The 15542-nt window shown below is 60.8% G+C and carries 17 protein-coding genes; 9 read left to right on the top strand and 8 right to left on the bottom strand.

The window, feature by feature from the left end; genetic code table 11:
- Positions 1 to 1764: a cation:proton antiporter gene (locus tag AB4O35_RS05785; protein ID WP_065875539.1), complete on the bottom strand. Its 1764-nt coding sequence runs from the start codon at positions 1762 to 1764 to the stop codon at positions 1 to 3.
- A gap of 289 nt (positions 1765 to 2053) precedes the next feature.
- Between AB4O35_RS05785 and AB4O35_RS05790 the strand changes: the two genes are divergently transcribed.
- The gene (locus AB4O35_RS05790) at positions 2054 to 2539 is read left to right on the top strand and encodes an acyl-CoA thioesterase (protein WP_065946080.1); all 486 of its coding nucleotides are present in this window, start codon (positions 2054 to 2056) and stop codon (positions 2537 to 2539) included.
- A 3-nt stretch (positions 2540 to 2542) separates the two neighbouring features.
- Here AB4O35_RS05790 and AB4O35_RS05795 read toward each other — a convergent pair whose 3' ends face one another.
- The gene (locus AB4O35_RS05795; protein ID WP_065880318.1) at positions 2543 to 3574 is read right to left on the bottom strand and encodes a hypothetical protein; all 1032 of its coding nucleotides are present in this window, start codon (positions 3572 to 3574) and stop codon (positions 2543 to 2545) included.
- 82 nt (positions 3575 to 3656) lie between these two features.
- Positions 3657 to 4529 (bottom strand): pyridoxal kinase PdxY, encoded by an 873-nt coding sequence (gene pdxY / locus AB4O35_RS05800; RefSeq protein WP_049710858.1) that lies wholly within the window; start codon positions 4527 to 4529, stop codon positions 3657 to 3659.
- A 116-nt stretch (positions 4530 to 4645) separates the two neighbouring features.
- Here pdxY and AB4O35_RS05805 point away from each other — a divergent pair, with 116 nt between their 5' ends.
- Positions 4646 to 5041, top strand: a complete 396-nt coding sequence (locus AB4O35_RS05805) for a DUF3301 domain-containing protein (protein WP_015886608.1) — start codon at positions 4646 to 4648, stop codon at positions 5039 to 5041.
- Here the strand turns inward: AB4O35_RS05805 and AB4O35_RS05810 are convergent.
- The 3 genes from AB4O35_RS05810 to zigA are packed head-to-tail and all read right to left on the bottom strand — an operon-like array spanning position 5035 to position 7893.
- The gene (locus AB4O35_RS05810) at positions 5035 to 5997 is read right to left on the bottom strand and encodes a CobW family GTP-binding protein (protein ID WP_065946081.1); all 963 of its coding nucleotides are present in this window, start codon (positions 5995 to 5997) and stop codon (positions 5035 to 5037) included. The genes AB4O35_RS05805 and AB4O35_RS05810 overlap by 7 nt on opposite strands.
- 43 nt (positions 5998 to 6040) lie before the next feature.
- The gene (locus AB4O35_RS05815) at positions 6041 to 6685 is read right to left on the bottom strand and encodes a DUF1826 domain-containing protein (RefSeq protein WP_065875542.1); all 645 of its coding nucleotides are present in this window, start codon (positions 6683 to 6685) and stop codon (positions 6041 to 6043) included.
- Positions 6685 to 7893, bottom strand: coding sequence for a zinc metallochaperone GTPase ZigA (zigA, locus tag AB4O35_RS05820; RefSeq protein WP_065875543.1), 1209 nt, complete (start codon positions 7891 to 7893; stop codon positions 6685 to 6687). Before zigA ends, AB4O35_RS05815 begins: the two co-directional genes overlap by 1 nt.
- A gap of 142 nt (positions 7894 to 8035) precedes the next feature.
- Between zigA and AB4O35_RS05825 the strand changes: the two genes are divergently transcribed.
- Positions 8036 to 8404: a glutamine synthetase gene (locus AB4O35_RS05825; protein WP_065875544.1), complete on the top strand. Its 369-nt coding sequence runs from the start codon at positions 8036 to 8038 to the stop codon at positions 8402 to 8404.
- On the opposite strand, the gene AB4O35_RS05830 is transcribed toward AB4O35_RS05825, so the two are convergent.
- The gene (locus AB4O35_RS05830) at positions 8401 to 9603 is read right to left on the bottom strand and encodes an N-acetylmuramoyl-L-alanine amidase (protein ID WP_065875545.1); all 1203 of its coding nucleotides are present in this window, start codon (positions 9601 to 9603) and stop codon (positions 8401 to 8403) included. The genes AB4O35_RS05825 and AB4O35_RS05830 overlap by 4 nt on opposite strands.
- A gap of 127 nt (positions 9604 to 9730) precedes the next feature.
- Here AB4O35_RS05830 and folE2 point away from each other — a divergent pair, with 127 nt between their 5' ends.
- The 6 genes from folE2 to AB4O35_RS05860 are packed head-to-tail and all read left to right on the top strand — an operon-like array spanning position 9731 to position 14940.
- Complete coding sequence (gene folE2 / locus AB4O35_RS05835) at positions 9731 to 10621, top strand: GTP cyclohydrolase FolE2 (protein ID WP_065946082.1); 891 nt, start codon at positions 9731 to 9733, stop codon at positions 10619 to 10621.
- Positions 10618 to 11286, top strand: a complete 669-nt coding sequence (locus tag AB4O35_RS05840; protein ID WP_065875547.1) for a metal ABC transporter ATP-binding protein — start codon at positions 10618 to 10620, stop codon at positions 11284 to 11286. The genes folE2 and AB4O35_RS05840 overlap by 4 nt, the downstream gene beginning before the upstream one ends.
- On the top strand, positions 11286 to 12152 hold the full coding sequence (locus tag AB4O35_RS05845; protein ID WP_065880322.1) for a metal ABC transporter permease: 867 nt from the start codon (positions 11286 to 11288) through the stop codon (positions 12150 to 12152). The genes AB4O35_RS05840 and AB4O35_RS05845 overlap by 1 nt, the downstream gene beginning before the upstream one ends.
- An 11-nt stretch (positions 12153 to 12163) precedes the next feature.
- The gene (locus AB4O35_RS05850; RefSeq protein ID WP_065875549.1) at positions 12164 to 13042 is read left to right on the top strand and encodes a metal ABC transporter substrate-binding protein; all 879 of its coding nucleotides are present in this window, start codon (positions 12164 to 12166) and stop codon (positions 13040 to 13042) included.
- Complete coding sequence (locus tag AB4O35_RS05855; RefSeq protein ID WP_049710848.1) at positions 13039 to 13599, top strand: gamma carbonic anhydrase family protein; 561 nt, start codon at positions 13039 to 13041, stop codon at positions 13597 to 13599. The genes AB4O35_RS05850 and AB4O35_RS05855 overlap by 4 nt, the downstream gene beginning before the upstream one ends.
- Before the next feature lie 3 nt (positions 13600 to 13602).
- The gene (locus AB4O35_RS05860; RefSeq protein ID WP_065875550.1) at positions 13603 to 14940 is read left to right on the top strand and encodes a dihydroorotase; all 1338 of its coding nucleotides are present in this window, start codon (positions 13603 to 13605) and stop codon (positions 14938 to 14940) included.
- On the opposite strand, the gene AB4O35_RS05865 is transcribed toward AB4O35_RS05860, so the two are convergent.
- A complete protein-coding gene (locus AB4O35_RS05865; RefSeq protein WP_065875551.1) occupies positions 14937 to 15458 on the bottom strand; it encodes a DUF3617 domain-containing protein in 522 nt (173 codons plus the stop codon). The genes AB4O35_RS05860 and AB4O35_RS05865 overlap by 4 nt on opposite strands.
- Positions 15459 to 15542 lie beyond the last annotated feature (84 nt).

A 15542-nucleotide genomic window follows, 5' to 3' on the forward strand; every position in this document is an offset into this window, starting at 1 on the left:
TCAGTGCTCTGGCGTATCTTTGTGATTATCCAGCGTCTCCAGCAAAGCGACCTGCATCCGCGTATGCACGCGGATGAACCACCGCCAGAGCACGGCCGCCACCGCTGCCGTGACCACGGCGATCAGCACCAGCAACTTGTTGGTCGGCAGAATACTGGCCGACAAGGCTGCCAATAGCAGGAAAATCACCAGCAGCGAGAGGATTGGGATCAGCTCCGCAATCACCCGCCGCACGCGCTGAGTATGCCGCCCGGCCATTTCCGGCTTCACGCTCATCTCCGCCAGCAGCATCGACAGCGCCTTGAGCTTGCGGTACGCCGCAATCAGGAAGGGCAGCGACAGCAACAATGCCCCGCCCCAGATCAACGCCTTCTGCCAGCTTGGATCACTGATCCAACCCTCCAGATACCCGCCGATACGCGCCGCAAAAAAACTGCCGGTAAAGAAGATCGCGACCACCAGCGCCAGGTTCACCCCCACCTGCAGGATGATCTTGCGGATCATCGACGCCAGCATCGCACCCTCGCCCTGTGGCTGAATGCTGCGCAGCCATTCGCCATACATGCCGAACACCCGGCTCATGCGCTTGGGCATGACCGCCGCGATCTTCAATGACAGCGGGTCAGCACCACGGATCAGGTACGGCGTGAGCAAGGTGGTAATCGCCGAAACTGCCACCGCCACGGGATACAGGAAGTCGCTTGTCACCTGCAACGTCATCCCCAACGCCGCGATGATGAAGGAAAACTCGCCAATCTGTGACAGCCCCATACCTACGCGCAGTGAGGTACGGCCGTCATTGCCGGCGATAAACGCCCCCAGGCCGCAAGACAACATCTTGCCCAGCACCACGGCCACGGTGATCACCGCAATCGGCCAGGCGTATTGCAGCAGGATCTGCGGGTCGATCATCAAGCCGATCGCCACAAAGAAGATGGCGCTGAACATGTCGCGAACCGGCTCGATCAAGCGCTCGATCTTAATCAACTGCCGGGATTCGGCCATGATCGCGCCGATCAGGAAGGCGCCCAGCACCATGCTGTATTCCAGCTTGACCACCAGCAAGCAGAACCCGAAACACAGGCCCAGTACGGTGATCAGCAGCATTTCATTGCTGTCGAACTTGGCCACGTAGGCCAGTAAACGCGGGACCAGCAAAATGCCGATGACCAACGCAACGATCATGAACAGCGAAAGCTTGCCGACCGTCGAAAACACCTCGCCGGAGCTGACCGTTCCGCTGACGGCGATGCTCGACAGCAAGGCAATGATGCCGATACCGAGGATGTCTTCCACGATCAGCACGCCAAAAATCAGCTGGGCGAAGCGCTGGTTTTTCATCTTCAGGTCATTGAGCGCCTTGACGATGATGGTGGTGGAGGAAATCGCCAGGATGGCTCCCAGGAATAACGAATCCATGGTGTTCCAGTCGAACCACTGGCCGATTTCGTAGCCGATCCAGATCATCAGGATGATCTCCAGGAAGGCCGCGATAAACGCCGTGGCGCCCACCTTGAACAGCTTGCGCAGGCTGAACTCCAGGCCCAGGCAGAACATCAGGAAGATCACCCCCAGCTCAGCGAGGGTCTTGATGGTGTCTTCGTCGTGGATCAGGCCGAACGGCGGGGTGTGGGGGCCGATAATGAAGCCGGCGACGATGTAGCCCAGCACCACCGGCTGTTTGAGGCGGTGAAACAGGATGGTGACAACCCCTGCCACCAGCATGATCACGGCCAAATCCTGAATAAAGCTGATGGCGTGCATGGCGAGGGGCTCCTTGAGGGTACTGGCGCTTTTCCCACTTCCGCACGCCGTTGAACGGTCGCAGAGAGCGGAAGGAAAAGTCGGCCTTAATCGTAAGAAATGCCCTGAGATGGACTTTTGAAGGTTAACACCGCGACTTCCGGCAGAAAGCCGGTGCAATATATGGAAACAGATCGGTAGAAGCGTGACGGCAAGCCGCCCACCGGCGTCCCGTTAGGGATGGCGCTGCAAAGATTCCAGCACCCGCAGAGGTGCCCCCCAACCAATGCCTACAACCCGTGAGTGTGCTATGGAACCCGGAAACGCCCAGCTGTCGATGACGGTATTGATGACCCCTGACATGGCCAACTTCTCAGGCAATGTCCACGGCGGTACCCTGCTCAAATACCTCGACGAAGTCGCCTACGCCTGCGCCAGCCGTTACGCCGGCCGCTATGTCGTCACGTTGTCGGTAGACCAGGTGATTTTCCGCGAGCCGATCCATGTCGGCGAACTGGTGACGTTCCTCGCGTCGGTCAACTACACCGGCAACACCTCGATGGAGGTGGGCATCAAGGTGGTAACCGAGAACATCCGCGAGCGCTCGGTGCGCCATACCAACAGCTGCTTCTTCACCATGGTGGCCGTGGACGACCAGCGCAAACCGGCCGCCGTACCGCCGCTGCAACCGCATAACAGCGAAGATAAACGCCGGTTCGTGCAAGCCCAGCAGCGCCGCCAGATCCGCCAGGAGCTGGAAAAGCGCTACCAGGAAATCAAGGGAGACGCGCTGTAGGCATCAGTAGTGCCAGCACTTGTCGAAGTGCGCGCACACATCAAAGCGCTGATCCAACTGCCCCATGCGCGCCAGGTGATGGTTGAGCACTTCAATCATCACTGACTTGCGAGTGTTGGTGTAATAGGCCGTCATCACCTTGTCGTTCGCCGCCACAAGATCGCGCGTAGCGTTGTCCGTCGGGTTCAGCCATTGCTCCAACACGGCGTCCTCGGTGACGCTTAGTCGATAGCGAAAAACCTCTACATAGAGGCCCATCGTCCGCGCCTCTTGCGCCGCCGCCTCTTCATTCAGCAGTGTGAAATTCTGCCGATATTGAGTCCAGTAGGCTTCTGGCAACGTGAACGAGCCCATTGCCGCCTTACGCTTGGCAATCTGCGCTTCAAGCGACGTGGGTGTCGACGGCGGCTCGACGGGTGTGTCCGGGTTCATCATCTTGAACAACTGCACGTTGGTGTCGACGATGGTGTTGATCAGCGCAGCGCGCTTGGGCGTTTCCGGAATCTGCTTGGGGAACATCGGCGTGCTGCCGGCGCACGCTTGCAGCGGGGTTTCGATCATCGGCTGCGGAATGCGCTCGTCTTTACCGTTGAAGCGTTGCAGGCGTTGGAAGGTCGTGATGCAACTGCCCCCCGCCACGTCGAACGTCACTTCATATTCCTTGCCCGCTTCCGGTGTGAAGCTGATCGCCTTGGCACACACATAGCCGCCGCCATTGGTGTTGATGCGCATGAATAGCGGCTTGCCAGGCGCCAGCTTCACTTCCAGCAGGCCACGGGCTTTTTCCGGCGGCGGCACGATCATGCCAACCCGACGCTTGGTGTCGGTCATCAGGGAGTTGTTGAGCATGCCGGTGGTGCGGCCTGCGCAGTGCTGCGCGTCGAAGAAGTCGAGCGTGGAATTTTGGGTATTGGAGACGAATCGCAACTTGGCGGCATCGGGTTCGGTGGCGTCCGGGTAGCTACCGTTGATGCTGCAAGCGCTGAGCAGCGAAACCAGGCTCAGCGCGGAAAAAGCCCGTAGGAAATGCGACATGGTTCTTCCTTGAAAAGCACAGGGGACAAAGAGGCGCCTGATAGTACCGGACGCCCTTTGCCTGGCTCAATCAGGAATGTTCCTACAGGCCGATGGCGGTGGCTTCAAAACGCACCCGAGGATGGGCGATGCGATCCTGGGCGCGCACCAGCTCCAGCTCGTAACTGGCGCAAGCCTGGGTCTCCAGCAGCACTTCATGCACCGCTGCGGCGGTGAACTCAAAGGCGGCCAGCAGGCTATCGCCCAACAACACGCGCGCCAGGAACAGCCCCGAGGTCAAATCGCCAACGCCCACTGGCTGACGCGGAAACGCCAGCAGCGGTCGGCGCAGGTGCCAGCTGCCTTCGGCGGTCACCAGCAGCATCTCGAAACCATCCGGCAGCTTACCGGGGTAATCCAAATGCTTGACCAATACTGCCTTCGGCCCGCGCGCCAGCAACGCTTTGGCCATGGCCAGGCAATCGAACAACGATTGCGGCTTGCGCCCGGCAAAGCTGTCCAGCTCCAACTGGTTGGGGCACAGGAAGTCAGCCATGGCCGCGGCTTCGTCCAGCAGGAAATCGCTGACTTCCTGGGGCACGATGCAGCCTTTCTCCGGATGGCCCATCACCGGGTCGCACAAATACAGGGCTTTGGGGTTGAGGGCCTTGATGCGCGCCACGCCGGTGAGGATCGCCCGGCCCTGGTCCGCGCTGCCGAGGTAGCCGGACAGCACGGCGTCGCAGTTGCCCAGCTCGCCGATCGCGGCAATGCCTTCCACCAGCGCCGGAATCTGCTGCGGCGCCAACACTTCGCCCGCCCACTGGCCATACTGCGTATGGTTAGAGAACTGCACTGTGTTCAATGGCCAGACGTTCACCCCAACCCGCTGCATGGGGAACACGGCGGCGCTGTTTCCGGCGTGGCCAAAGACCACATGAGACTGGATCGCAAGCAGATGAGGTGTGCGTTTCATGCAGGGGATTCCGTCAAGCCGTTGAAATTCTGGGCGCGCAGTATGCGACTAAACACGGCCTATACGACAGACCGGCGACACAGTTAAGCTGCTCTCACTTTGTTGGAGTTCATCGCATGCTGACCCTGGGAAACATCTTCGTGTTGATGCTGCTGGCGACCGGCGCCGCCTGGGTGTGGCACAACCACGGCTTGCGCGAACGGGCGCTGGAGCGGGTCAAGCAGCATTGCGCCAAGCTCGACATCGAACTGTTGGACGGCGCGGTGGCGCTCAAGCGCATCGGTTTTGTGAAGGATGCCAACGGGCGGCGGCGCCTGGCACGTATCTACAATTTTGAGTTCACCGTGACCGGGGAAACCCGCCATCCTGGGACGATTACCCAATTTGGCGCCCACAGTGCACAGATCGAACTCGCGCCCTACCCGTTCGAGATCAAGACGCCGCTGCCCAGCGCCGAAGTGATCGAGCTGAGCCAGTGGCGTCAGGACCACGGCACCAAGAACCGTCAGTGACGGCAGGCCGCCAGCGCAGCCTTCAATGTGACCACGTCCTGTGGCTCGCTGAAAATCAACTCGATCCGCGAGTCACGCCGCCATTCGCTGGGTTGCCAGGCGAGCGGGCTGTTATCCACAGCGTTGGTGGATACCCACCCTTCTGTGCTGTGGATAACCAGTTTGGCGCGGCGCCATTCAAGGTGTGTGAGCCATTGATACAGGCGTTGCGCGTCGAATTGCTGGCTCGGGTGCCAGCGCCAGCCAATACTCCAGCCGCCCTCTTGGGCTTGGCTGAGGCAAATCGGTAACGTGGGATCGCTCCAGATGGCCGGCATTTGCGCCAGGCCTTTTGGCTCTGCGAAGTTATCCACAGCGCGGCTCGCGTGTTCGTACAGGCCTGGCAATTGCTCCAGAGGCAGCCGGGCCTGGCGCGTCCAGTAAAGCGGACATTCCGGTAACAACCGCTCAATCGCCTGGCGCTGTGCGGCGTCCAGCGCTTCATCCTTGTTCAATACCAGCAGTCCTGCATGGGCCAGCGCTTCCTGTTGCGCTGTCGGTAAGGGTTTGCCTGCCGCCAGGGCCTGCGCATCCAACACCATCACGCAAGGCTGAACGGCCAGCACCTCCTGCCACGGCGCTGCGCGCAGTTGCTTGAGCAATTGCGCCGGATGGCCCAGGCCCGACGGTTCGATAAACAGCCGATCAGGCTTGGCCTTGCGCAACAAGCGACCAAGTCCTACCTGAAACGGGGCTCCATTCACACAGCACAGACAGCCTCCGGCGACTTCGCCCAGGGCAATGCCGTCGTCATCCTGAGTGAGCAAGGCGGCGTCCAGGCCGATCTGCCCGAACTCATTGATCAGCACGGCCCAACGCTCGTGTACCGGACGCTGGGCGAGCAGGTGCTTGATGAGGCTGGTCTTGCCGGCGCCCAGGGGCCCGGCAATCACGTGGGTAGGAATGTTCTGCAGCATGAGGGGCATCGTTCGGACCGTGTAGAGCGTTGATCCTACGCGGTTATGCGAGCCAATCCAGTGTCAGGATCAAGCGGCGTTCATCGGCTTTGAGGGCTGGCGAGCGGTGAATCAAACCGTGGCCTTCGTTGCCATGCCATTTGGTGCCCTTGAGCAGGGCGACTTCGCCGCAGTGGATCTGTTCGATACGCTCGCTGGGCTCCGCGTCCGGTTGGCTCAGCTGGCGACGCTCCATCACGCCTTCGCGCAACCACTGGCTGCCGATGCCGGCATAGGTGGTGATCAGCCGCACCGGCACATGATCGACGTGAAAACGCGGGCACATGGCCTTGTCCAACAGTCGCAGCCGCACACCAATGCGCTTGGCACCCAGTAAGCAGGCAAACGCGCTGACCAGCCACGATACATCGGCGACAAAGCCTTCATAGCCTTCAAGATCGCGGCAACTGGACGCCAAGCCCTGCAAGTTGGGCAGGGCGTCTTCGTTGTTGAGCTCGATGACCATGGAATCGGCCAGCGGCTCATTGAGCGCCACCAGCAAGGCGCCGAACTCAGCGATGTGCAGCGGCAATTGGCGCTGCCACAACGCTAGGTTCACGCCGTCTTCGAGAATGTCAGAGAGCGCCAGCGGCGTTTCACCAAAGACCTGGCGAATCACGGGCCGCAGGGGAGTCACCGGGGCCAGCATCAGGCGGCTGCCTCTTCATACCAAGGGCCAAAGGGATCGGCCAGCAGGCGCCAACCTTCGACGCCCAGGGCCATTTCTTCATCGTTGAGCAGGCAGGCGTCCAACTCGACGCGCATCAAGGCGAAATCAATGTTCTGCCCGATAAACACCAGTTCCTGGCGACAATCGCCGGTGCTCAGTTGCCAGTTACCCATGATCGCCGCGACGCTTTCTTCGTCCTGCGGCCACTGGCTTTTCGGCACAAAGCGCCACCAGCGGCCGGCAAAACCATGGCGCATCAAGCCGCCGGCCTGGGACCAACTGCCTGCATCCTGGTGCTTGCTGGCCAGCCAGAAAAAGCCCTTGGAGCGCAGCAGTTTGCCGTTAACCCAGGGTCGGTCGATAAAGTCGAAAAAACGCTGCGGATGAAAGGGGCGGCGGGCACGGTAGGCGGTGGACGCGATGCCGTACTCTTCGGTTTCCGGCACGTGTTCACCGCGCAGTTCCTGCAACCAGCCCGGGGCTTGGGCGGCGCGTTCAAAGTCGAAACGCCCAGTGTTGAGGATCTTGTGCAAAGGCACTTCGCCCATGACCATCGGGATGATTTCCGCCTGGGCATTAAGACGCTCGAGGATCGCTATCAACTCTTCGCGTTCGCGGCTGCTGATCAGGTCGATCTTGCTGATGAGGATCACGTCGGCGAATTCGATCTGCTCGATCAGCAGGTCGGTGATGGAGCGTTCGTCTTCTTCACCGAGGGTTTCGCCGCGTGAGGCCAGGCTTTCAGCGGCCTGATAGTCGAGCAGGAAGTTCATCCCGTCGACCACGGTAACCATGGTGTCCAGGCGCGCGATGTCGGTCAGGCTTTGTTCGTTTTCATCACGAAAAGTGAAGGTTTCGGCCACGGGCAACGGTTCGGAGATGCCGGTGGATTCGATTAGCAGGTAATCGAACCGACCTTCCTTGGCGAGCTTTCCGACTTCTTCCAGCAAGTCTTCCCGCAAGGTGCAGCAGATGCAGCCGTTGCTCATTTCCACCAGCTTTTCTTCGGCGCGGTTGAGCGTGACGTCGCGCTGGACTTCGCTGCCGTCGATGTTGATTTCGCTCATGTCGTTGACGATCACCGCCACCCGCAGGTTCTCACGGTTGCGAAGGACGTAGTTGAGCAGCGTGCTTTTACCGGCGCCGAGAAAGCCGGACAACACAGTAACGGGGAGACGATTGGGCATCAGGACATTCTCATCAGGCCGCCCGGTCAAGCCAGGCTGTATTTTTATGTTATAGTATAACAATACAAATAAGCCAATCCTGTCTTGCTTGCCACGACGAAGGGCGCAATGCTTGAACACTTTCCCACCCTTGAGAAGCCCGATGAAATACTTGGTGTGCGCCCTGTTATTGGTGGCGGTAGGAACTGCCTGCGCCCAAGCGCCGAGCCTGCTGGCCAACTGCACGCGCAGCGCCAACCTGCTGGCCTGCGTCGACCCATTGGGTAACGCCTACAGCGTAGCGACAGTCGGCAGCACCACGTACTTGCGCGGGTACGAGGTAATCGGCAAACGCTATTGGGCACAGACCAACAGCCGATACGGGCAACTGACGTTCTTTACCGGGTTGGCATCGGACGGTGAGGCATGGGTCGGCTACACGCGGCGCGTGGGCTGGACCACCCTCAACCGGTTTTCCAGTTCGGGCGGCGCCAGCGCCAAATTCACCTGCAGCCGCATGACCGGCTGTTAGACCTGACCGTTCTTCTGCTCCTGCACCCACGCCATGTAGCTGTTCATCGGTGGGTTCTTCTGGAAATACTTTTTCAGGCCTTCAAACAGACCATCCGCAACCGCCTGTTGATGGCGCGCGGTAACCAGGCGCGCGCTGTCCCTTGCATTGGAAATAAACCCGGTCTCTACCAGGATCGACGGCACGTCCGGTGACTTGAGCACCGCAAACCCAGCTTGTTCCACGCGCTTCTGATGCAGGCTGGTGATGCCTTCCAAGCTGCCCAAAATCGAACTGCCCAGCTGCAAGCTGGAGGCGATGGTGGCGTTCATCGACATGTCCAGAATCACCCCGGCCAGCATCGGGTCCTTGTCCTTCAGATTGAGCAGACTGGTAGCCCCGAGCAAATCGGCGCCGTTCTCCCGTTGCGCCATGAATCGCGCCGTGGCTGAAGTGGCGCCGCCCTCGGACAAGGCATACACCGAAGCGCCCGATGCGGTGATGCGTGGCGCGGCATCCGCATGCACTGAGATGAACATATCGGCATTGTGCTTGTGGGCGATTTCCACGCGCTTGCGCAGCGGTACGAAGAAGTCGTCGTTGCGCACCAGCTTCACGTCAAAGCCCTTTTCGCGCTTCAAGCGTTTGGCCAACAACTGGGCAATGGACAGCACCACGTCTTTCTCGCGCTGGCCTTTGGAGCCGACGGCGCCTGGGTCCTTGCCACCGTGGCCGGGGTCGACCACCACGATGATGTCGCGCTTGGGGTGCGCCTTATCCACTAACGGCGCAGGTTCGGCGGCGATTTGTCGAGGCGCCTGGGTGGCGCTGGTCAGGTCCAGTACCAGGCGATGACCCTGGCCGTCCTGGGGCGGCAATAGAAAGCTGTTGAGCTGCATCGGCGCCGCCAGGTCCAGCACGATGCGCGTATCGCCTTTGCCGAAATGCCCGGAGCGGATTGAGGTGATCCCGCTGTTCTTCAACGCCAACTGAGTGAAATCACCACTGAGCCCGGCGCCGCTCAGGTCGATGATCACACGCTCCGGTGCGCTCAGGGTAAAAGTCTTGTATTGCACCGGGCCGCTGAGGTCGAACACCAGCCGCAGCTTGTCGTCCGAGCGCCACAAGCGGGCGTTGCGTATCTGCGTGGCGTGGGCCGCAAACGGCAGCGTGAAAAGAGGGCTGGCCAAGAGCAGGTTCAGGAGCTGACGTCTGTGCATACGGATACCGCAAATGAAGGAGCGTCCCTACTCGACATGACTGAAAAAAGGCTGGAGCAGAAAAATCATCGTCGACTCAATAGTTATAATATAACATGTCTTTTTATTTCCAACGATGGACCTGCTCATGAATGCGCTGACTCTGCCGGATATCGCCGCGCAGGCTTCACGCCAAGCCTTGCCACTCGATTGGGTGGGCATGTGCGGCATCGCGTTGCCGATCCTGATCAACGGCCAGCACCTGACGGCCACCGCCGACGCTGGCGTGAGCCTGGAGGATGGCAACGCCCGTGGCATTCATATGTCACGCCTGTACCTGGCGCTGGAGATGCTCGACCAGCAGTCTCTTACGCCTGCACATCTGCGTAATGTACTGCAGCGTTTTCTCGACAGTCATGAAGGTTTATCTAAGAACGCCTACCTGCGTATCCACACCGATTTTCTGCTGAAACGCGCCGCCCTAGTCAGCCCCTTGGCTGGGTGGAAGCGCTACCCGATCAGCATCGAAGCGCGTCTCGAAAACCAGATGTTCCACGTGGAACTAAAAATTGACGTTACTTATTCCTCGACGTGCCCGTGCTCCGCTGCCCTCGCCAGGCAGTTGATTCAGCAGCAGTTTCTCGAAGATTTCGCCAACACTCCGTTGCGGCACGACGACGTGTTGACCTGGCTCGGCAGCGCCAACGGCATCGTCGCCACGCCCCACAGCCAGCGCAGCAATGCGCAATTGCATGTTCAGCTGCAAGGCGAGCAATTACCTATTACAGAGTTGATCGATAAGGTCGAAGCCGCCCTCGGCACCGCCGTACAAACCGCTGTAAAACGTGCGGACGAACAAGCCTTCGCCCTGGCCAATGGGCAGAACCTGATGTTCTGCGAAGACGCCGCCCGCCGCCTGAACCTCGCCTTGAAACGCTCGGATGCCGTCAAAGCCTTCCACCTGAAAGTGATCCACGCCGAAAGCCTGCACGCGCACGATGCCGTGGCCGAAAGCCGCTGGACGAGAAACCCTGCATGATCACCTGCACCGCTTTGCGCTGGGGCGCCCCAGGCCAACCACTGACGCCCGCCATAAACCTCACCCTGGAAAAAGGCAGCCTGACCGGCATCATCGGGGCCAACGGCACCGGTAAAAGCAGCCTGCTCAAGGTTATCGCCGGCCTGCAAAAACCTCTGGCGGGCAAAGTCAGCGTGGACGCTCCACGCCGTGGCGGCCTGTCGTTCCTGCCCCAGCAGCAACAGCTCGACCGCCAGTTCCCCATCAGCCTTCAAGAATTGGTCGCCGCCGGTTTCTGGGGCACTCAACTCTCCCCACAACAACGCAGCCAGCGCCTAGAGGCGGTATTGCAAGACTGGTGCCTCAGCGGCCTGGAGCACCGCCCGCTGATGGCCTTGTCCGGTGGCGAATTGCAGCGCGCCCTGCTCGCCCGTATGAGCCTGGCCGAAGCGCCCGTGTTGCTGCTCGACGAGCCTCACGCCGCCCTCGACGAAGAAGGCCAGGCGCTGTGCTGGAAACACATCCACGCCTGGCACGCGCAAGGCCGCACGCTGATCGTCGTCTGCCATGACCTTGCATCCGTGCGCCAGCACACCCAGCAAGTGGTGCACATCAAAAGCACCGGCTGCGTGTTTGGTCCGAGCAAAGAGCTGATCCGCCCGAAGCCTCAGATGCAGGTGGCCTGATGCATTTCGCCGCCCACCTGTGGATGCCATTCGTTGATTTCGTGTTCATGCGTCGCGCCTTGATTGGCGGCCTGGTGCTCGCCTGCAGCACCGCACCGTTGGGCGTGTTTTTGATCCTGCGGCGCATGAGCCTGATCGGTGACGCCGTCGCCCACGGCATTCTGCCCGGCGCCGCGCTTGGGTTCTGGTTTGCCGGGCTCAGCCTGCCCGCCTTGACCATCGGTGGCCTCGGCGCGGGCCTTAGCATGGCTGGACTGTCCGCTTGGATCACCCGCCGCACCGGCCTGCGCGAAGACGCCAGCCTCGCCGCCCTCTACCCCATCTCGCTCGCCGCCGGCGTGCTGATCCTCGGCATCGCCGGCAAGCGCCTGGACCTGCTGCACCTGCTGTTCGGCTCCGCCTTGGCCGTGGACCAAACCACCCTCACTGGCATGCTCTGGGTCACAGGTTTCAGCGTGAGCGTCATGGCTGTGATCTACAAGCCGCTGCTGCTGGACACCCTCGACCCGCTGTTCCTGCAAACCATCAGTCGCCTCGGCCCCCTGGCTCACGGGCTGTTCCTGACCCTGGTGGTGCTGAACCTGGTGATCGGCTTCCAGGCCATCGGCGCCTTGATGGTGGTGGGCCTGATGATGTTGCCGGCCATCGCTTCACGTTTCTGGAGCCGGCGCCTGCCCGTATTGATCGCAGTATCGGCAGTACTGGGATGCGTGTCGGTGTGGCTGGGTTTGTTGCTGTCGTTCTACTACTCGTTACCCAGCGGCCCGGCCATCGTGCTGGTGGCGGGTGCCGGGTATCTGCTGTCCGTGGTCTTCGGTCCGGTGCACGGTTTGCTGCGCCGCCCGCCCTTGCTGTCATCCCAATGAGGTGTTTCCCGATGCGCGCTCTATTCGTGCTGTTCAGTCTCGTCTTGTCGTTATCGACGGCTCAGGCCGCAGACAAGCTTCAGGTGGTTACCAGCTTCAGCATCCTCGATGACATCACTCACCAGATCGGTGGCGATCACATCCAGATCAGCAACATGGTCGGCCCCGACGCCGACGCCCATACCTATGAGCCAACGCCGGACGATGCTAAAGCGCTGCTCACGGCCAGAGTCATCATCAAGAACGGCCTCGGCTTCGAGCCTTGGCTGGACCGCCTGGTGACCAGCACCGAAACCAAAGCCACCGTAGTGACTGCCAGCAAAGGCGTGATCTCCCACACCATGGATGAAGACGGCGAAACCATTCCCGACCCACACGCTTGGCATAACCTGGCCAATGCCGAAATCTACGTGAACAACATCACCAAGGCGCTGATCGCTGCCGACCCCGCCAACAAGGCCGACTATCAGCGCAACAGCCAAACCTACCTGAAAGAAATCTACCGCCTACTCGCCGAGGCCAAGACCAAGTTCGGCGCACTGCCACCCGGCAACCGCCGCATCGTCACCTCCCACGACGCCTTCGGTTACCTGGGCCAGGCTTACGGTATCGAGTTCCTCGCCCCCCAAGGCCTGTCCACCGAACGTGAGCCGTCCGCTGCCGAAGTGGCTGCGCTGATCACTCAGATCCGCAAAGACAACGTCAAAGCCGTGTTCATGGAAAACATCAAGGATTCGCGCCTGCTCAAGCAGATCGCTGATGAAAGCGGCGCGCAGATAGGCGGCACGTTGTACTCCGACGCCCTCGCCGCGGAAGGCCCGGCCAGCACCTTCACAGGACTGTTCGAATACAACCTCAACACCCTGTGCGCCGCGTTGGGCAAGCCATGATCCGCAAGAACCCGTCGGGCGATCTGCCCGTGATTGCCGAATCCGCCTACGTCGACAAGACCGCGATCATCTGCGGCAAAGTCATCATTGGCGAGAACGTCTTCGTCGGCCCCTACGCCGTGATCCGTGCCGACGAAGTCGACGCCAGCGGCGCCATGGACCCGATCACCATCGGTGCCAACTCCAACATCCAGGACGGCGTGGTCATCCATTCCAAGTCCGGCGCGGCGGTGACCATCGGAGAATTTACTTCCATCGCCCACCGTTCCATCGTCCACGGCCCGTGCAGCGTTGGCGACCGCGTGTTCATCGGTTTCAACAGCGTGCTGTTCAACTGCGCCGTGGGCGACGGCTGCGTGGTGCGCCATAACTCGGTGGTCGACGGGCGCGACTTGCCCGCCGCGTTCTACGTGCCCTCCACCACCCGTATCGGGCCCACCACCGACCTGTCGCAATTCCCGCCGGTGAGTGTCAGTGCCTCGGAGTTCTCCGAAGACGTGGCACGCACCAATGTCGATCTGGTGCGCGGCTACAAAGCCCTGCAAAACGAGTTCTGAACCATGAGCCGCCTGCTGATCCGCAACGCCCGCCTGGTGAATGAAGGGCAGGCATTCGACGCCGATGTCTTTGTTGCCAATGGTCGTATCGAGAAGATCGCCAGCAGCATCGAAGGCTGCAACGCGCCCGTGGCCATCGACGCCCAGGGCCAGTGGCTGCTGCCGGGCATGATTGATGACCAAGTGCATTTTCGCGACCCCGGGGCACCGGACAAAGGCAGCTTCTACAGCGAATCCCGCGCCGCGGTGGCCGGTGGCATCACCAGCTTCATGGACATGCCCAACACCAGCCCGGCTACCCTGAACCTTGATGCCCTGGCCGATAAAAAACGCCGCGCCGCCCTGCACTCGGTGGCCAACTATGGCTTTCACTTCGGCGTGAGCAACGACAACCTCGACACCGTCGCCGCGCTCGACCCGCGGGAGGTGGCCGGGGTCAAAGTGTTCATGGGCGCCTCGACCGGCAACATGTTGGTGGACGATCCACGCATCCTGGAACGTCTGTTCGCCGAAGTGCCGACCATTCTGTTGGCCCATTGCGAGCACACGCCGAGCATCCAGGCCAACGAGCTGCGCCTGCGCGAACGCTTCGGCGAGCACATCCCCGCCGTCGCGCACCCGCTGATCCGCGATGCCGAGGCGTGCTATCGCTCCTCATCTTTTGCGGTGGAATTGGCCAAGCGTCATGGCACCCGCCTGCACGTATTGCACCTGACCAGCGCCCGTGAGCTGGCGCTATTCGAAGACAAGCCACTGGCCGAAAAACGCATCACCGCCGAAGTCTGCCTGCATCATCTGCTGTTCGATGACCGCGACTATCACCGCCTCGGCCACCAGATCAAATGCAACCCGGCGATCAAGACCCGCGCCGACCGCGACGCCTTACGCCAAGCGTTGTTGAGTGATCGTCTGGATGTGATCGGCAGCGACCACGCACCGCATACCTGGGCGCAAAAACAGCTGGGATATCGCGAAGCGCCGTCAGGGCTGCCGTTGGTGCAGCACGCCTTGCCGGCATTACTGGAGTTGGTTGCGGACGGGCTGCTGCCCATCACCACCTTGGTAGCGAAGACCAGCCACCGGGTCGCCGACCTGTTTGCCATCCCGGACCGAGGTTATCTACGCGAAGGGTATTGGGCCGATCTGGTACTGATCAAACCCGAGCCCGAGGGAAAGCCCGTCAGCAGCCAGCCGATCCTGGCCCGCTGCGGCTGGACGCCCTTCGCTGAACGCAGCTTTCGCCACAGCGTCAGCACCACCCTGGTATCCGGCCACCTGGCCTGGCACAACGGCCAAGTGGTCGATAGCTGTCAGGGTTTACCCCTGCATTTTCTGCGTTAAGCGCGGGGCTTGACCGTACCGCAATCGGTACCCAGCCACTGGGCATGGCTGTCCAGGCTGCCCTTCTGCTGGATGCCAGTGGCATTGAAGGTGCCGTTGACGGTGGTGGTGAATTCCTTCTGGCTCTGGAACGTCGCCACGCCCGTGCCCTGGGCTTTCGGGCAACTGAAGCGGAATTTCCACTGGTTGCCGGTCTTGTCGGTCACTTCCTGTTTGCAGCCCGATTGCGGGTCGGTCAGGGGGATCGAATCGGAGGCGACCTGTGCCGGTGTAAGGCACACCTGCACACCTTTACCGGCCATGGTGATGCCTTGTTTTTCGAGCATGGCGCGCTGTTCGGGGGTCATCTGTTGCTTGAGTTGACCGAGGATCAGCGACAAGTCCGGCAGGTCCTGGTTATCGACTTTCATATTGCTGGTGGTCAATTCCCACAAGCCCGGCGCCAGCATCTGCGCCTGCGCTGCCACGGGCAGCGACAAACCAACAACCATGGCCAAACCTAGCAGACGAGCATTCATCGGGTAACTCCTGGGCAATTGTGGGCGTTAGACGCCGCAAAAGCGCCAGTGTTGCACGGCAAATAAAATAGCGACATTCGTGAC

The organism is Pseudomonas sp. H1_A03 (genome assembly GCF_054685145.1).

Coding starts and splice junctions, on each gene's coding strand:
- AB4O35_RS05785 (WP_065875539.1), bottom strand. CDS start 1,764: ATGCACGCCATCAGCTTTATTCAGGATTTGGCCGTGATCATGCTGGTG.
- AB4O35_RS05790 (WP_065946080.1), top strand. CDS start 2,054: ATGGAACCCGGAAACGCCCAGCTGTCGATGACGGTATTGATGACCCCT.
- AB4O35_RS05795 (WP_065880318.1), bottom strand. CDS start 3,574: ATGTCGCATTTCCTACGGGCTTTTTCCGCGCTGAGCCTGGTTTCGCTG.
- pdxY (WP_049710858.1), bottom strand. CDS start 4,529: ATGAAACGCACACCTCATCTGCTTGCGATCCAGTCTCATGTGGTCTTT.
- AB4O35_RS05805 (WP_015886608.1), top strand. CDS start 4,646: ATGCTGACCCTGGGAAACATCTTCGTGTTGATGCTGCTGGCGACCGGC.
- AB4O35_RS05810 (WP_065946081.1), bottom strand. CDS start 5,997: ATGCTGCAGAACATTCCTACCCACGTGATTGCCGGGCCCCTGGGCGCC.
- AB4O35_RS05815 (WP_065875542.1), bottom strand. CDS start 6,685: ATGCTGGCCCCGGTGACTCCCCTGCGGCCCGTGATTCGCCAGGTCTTT.
- zigA (WP_065875543.1), bottom strand. CDS start 7,893: ATGCCCAATCGTCTCCCCGTTACTGTGTTGTCCGGCTTTCTCGGCGCC.
- AB4O35_RS05825 (WP_065875544.1), top strand. CDS start 8,036: ATGAAATACTTGGTGTGCGCCCTGTTATTGGTGGCGGTAGGAACTGCC.
- AB4O35_RS05830 (WP_065875545.1), bottom strand. CDS start 9,603: ATGCACAGACGTCAGCTCCTGAACCTGCTCTTGGCCAGCCCTCTTTTC.
- folE2 (WP_065946082.1), top strand. CDS start 9,731: ATGAATGCGCTGACTCTGCCGGATATCGCCGCGCAGGCTTCACGCCAA.
- AB4O35_RS05840 (WP_065875547.1), top strand. CDS start 10,618: ATGATCACCTGCACCGCTTTGCGCTGGGGCGCCCCAGGCCAACCACTG.
- AB4O35_RS05845 (WP_065880322.1), top strand. CDS start 11,286: ATGCATTTCGCCGCCCACCTGTGGATGCCATTCGTTGATTTCGTGTTC.
- AB4O35_RS05850 (WP_065875549.1), top strand. CDS start 12,164: ATGCGCGCTCTATTCGTGCTGTTCAGTCTCGTCTTGTCGTTATCGACG.
- AB4O35_RS05855 (WP_049710848.1), top strand. CDS start 13,039: ATGATCCGCAAGAACCCGTCGGGCGATCTGCCCGTGATTGCCGAATCC.
- AB4O35_RS05860 (WP_065875550.1), top strand. CDS start 13,603: ATGAGCCGCCTGCTGATCCGCAACGCCCGCCTGGTGAATGAAGGGCAG.
- AB4O35_RS05865 (WP_065875551.1), bottom strand. CDS start 15,458: ATGAATGCTCGTCTGCTAGGTTTGGCCATGGTTGTTGGTTTGTCGCTG.